2 protein-coding genes are annotated in these 2,018 nt (G+C 65.2%); both read right to left on the reverse strand.

Translation table 11 applies throughout. The features are described 5' to 3' along the window. Positions 1-33: 33 nt before the first annotated feature. Positions 34-447: a hypothetical protein gene (locus HMPREF9440_RS05495; RefSeq protein WP_008542276.1), complete on the reverse strand. Its 414-nt coding sequence runs from the start codon at positions 445-447 to the stop codon at positions 34-36. A gap of 282 nt (positions 448-729) precedes the next feature. After that, positions 730-1,995 carry a serine/threonine transporter SstT gene (sstT, locus tag HMPREF9440_RS05500; RefSeq protein WP_008542277.1) on the reverse strand — a complete coding sequence of 422 codons (1,266 nt, stop codon included), beginning with the start codon at positions 1,993-1,995 and terminating at the stop codon, positions 730-732. Between the last annotated feature and the right edge of the window lie 23 nt (positions 1,996-2,018).

Raw genomic sequence — 2,018 nt, forward strand, 5'->3', positions numbered from 1 at the left:
CGGAGAGCGCCCCGAGTCGGCCCGGAGAAATCCTCAATCCTTCACCACCCGGCAGCAGTCGGGCAAGGTTTCCTGCATGGGCTCGGCGGGGACGACCTTGTCGTTCAACTGCGTGAGGGTCGCGGGCGAGGTGCCGTCGACGCGGAACGTGTGAAGCACGTCGCCCGAGGGGCTCTTCAGGAGCATCCTCCCGTCCCTGACCTCGTAGAAGCCGGTTTCAATGCCCTGCTCCTCCTTGATGGAGAGCGCGTAGCACTTGTAGTCGTCGAGCGAAAGCTCCGCGGGACTTCCCTCTCCGGACTTCGCGACGAGCGTGCCGGAATAGTGCCCGATGAAGGGCTTGATGTCCGCGGCATTGGCGGTATTGGTGTCGGCCGCTTGGGCCGATGCCGCAAGGCAGGCGGCGAGGCCTGCGGCGATGAGAGTCGTGAAGTGCGTAAGGCGCATGATGGTTTCACCTTCTGGTCGTGAATGCGGGCTGGGAACGGTCTCCTGAAGTTCTGCGAAGGGGCTTCGTTGTTCTTCCTTGTCCCTTCTCCGTTCCACCGCCCTCCGAGGGGTCGATGTGCGGCGGGCGGCGCGCTTGAGTGCGGCGCCCTGCGTGAGGTGAAACCTACCACCAGCGGATGGAAAAAGGCTGAGGAGAGCCTCTACGGAAGCTCAACCTCAGCCTTTCATCAAGGAATCATGGGCGATTTACGCAACGGCGTCGCCCTCTCGGCAACGGCGTCACATGTTCTTCGCGCGCAGCTCCCGCTCGCGCTTCAGGCGCTCCGCGCGGCGCGTCGCCGCGATCGTGAAGAGCGCGTCGGAGGAGGAATTCAACCCCGTTTCGCACGAGTCCTGGAGCACGCTGATGATGAAGCCCACGGCGACGACCTGCATCGCGGTCGTCTGGTCGATCCCGAAAAGCCCGCAGGCCAAGGGAATGAGCATGAGGGAGCCGCCCGGGACGCCCGAAGTCCCCGCGGCGCAGATGGAGGCGACCACGGACAAGAAGACCGCGGTCCCCACGCCCGTCTCGATCCCGAGCGAGTGCGCGGCCGAGAGCGTGATCACCGTGATCGTGATGGCGGCCCCCGCCATGTTGGCGGTGGCGCCCACGGGGATCGTCACGGAGTACGTCGCTTCCGGAACGTTCGCGCGGCGGCAGAGGTCGATGTTGACCGGGATGTTGGCGGCCGACGACCGGGTGAAGAACGCGGAAATGCCCGACTCCTTCAGACACATGAAGGTGAGCGGATAGGGATTCTCGTGGGTGCACCACCAGACGAGCGCGGGGTTCAGAACCAGCGCCGTGAAGGCCATCGCACCCAGGAGCACCGCGAGGAGCTGCACGTACTCGCCCAGAATCCCGAAGCCTTCCGTCGCGAAGGTCTGGGACACCAGCCCGAAGATCCCGACGGGAGCGAAGCGGATGACGACCCGGACGACCAACCCCACCGCGTCCGCGGCGTCGGCCAACATCTCGCGCGTCCCCTGGCGGGCGCGCCGGAGGATGAGCCCCAGGGCGATCGCCCACGTGAGGATCCCGATGTAGTTCGCGTTGACGAGCGCGCGGAAGGGATTGTCGACGACGTTGAGAACCAGCCCCGTGATCACGTCGGCGATCCCGCCCGGGGCCTGAAGCCCCTCTTCCGCGGCGGCCAAGGTGATTTCGACCGGCCACAGGAAGGACGCGACGACGGCGATCACGGCGGACGCAAAGGTCGAGACCGCGTAGAGCCCGAGGATGGGCTTCACGTGCATGCCTTCCGACTGCACGGCGGAGTTGTTGGCGATCGAGGAGAGGACGAGCACGAAGACGAGGACGGGGGCGACGCCCTTCAAGGCGTTGACGAAGATCGTCCCCAGAATCCCGACGGAGGAGGCGGCCGAGGGCCAGGCGTACGCTAAGGCGATGCCGAGAATGAGGCCGACCAGAATCTGCTTCACGAGCGAGCCCTGAAGGAAGGGCATCGCGAAGCGAAAGAACGGAGCAAGTGTTTTCTTCATAGAAATCCCTCAGGAAACCCTCG

Origin of the sequence: Sutterella parvirubra YIT 11816 (assembly GCF_000250875.1) — a bacterium.
In the GTDB taxonomy this organism is placed as follows: domain Bacteria; phylum Pseudomonadota; class Gammaproteobacteria; order Burkholderiales; family Burkholderiaceae_F; genus Sutterella; species Sutterella parvirubra.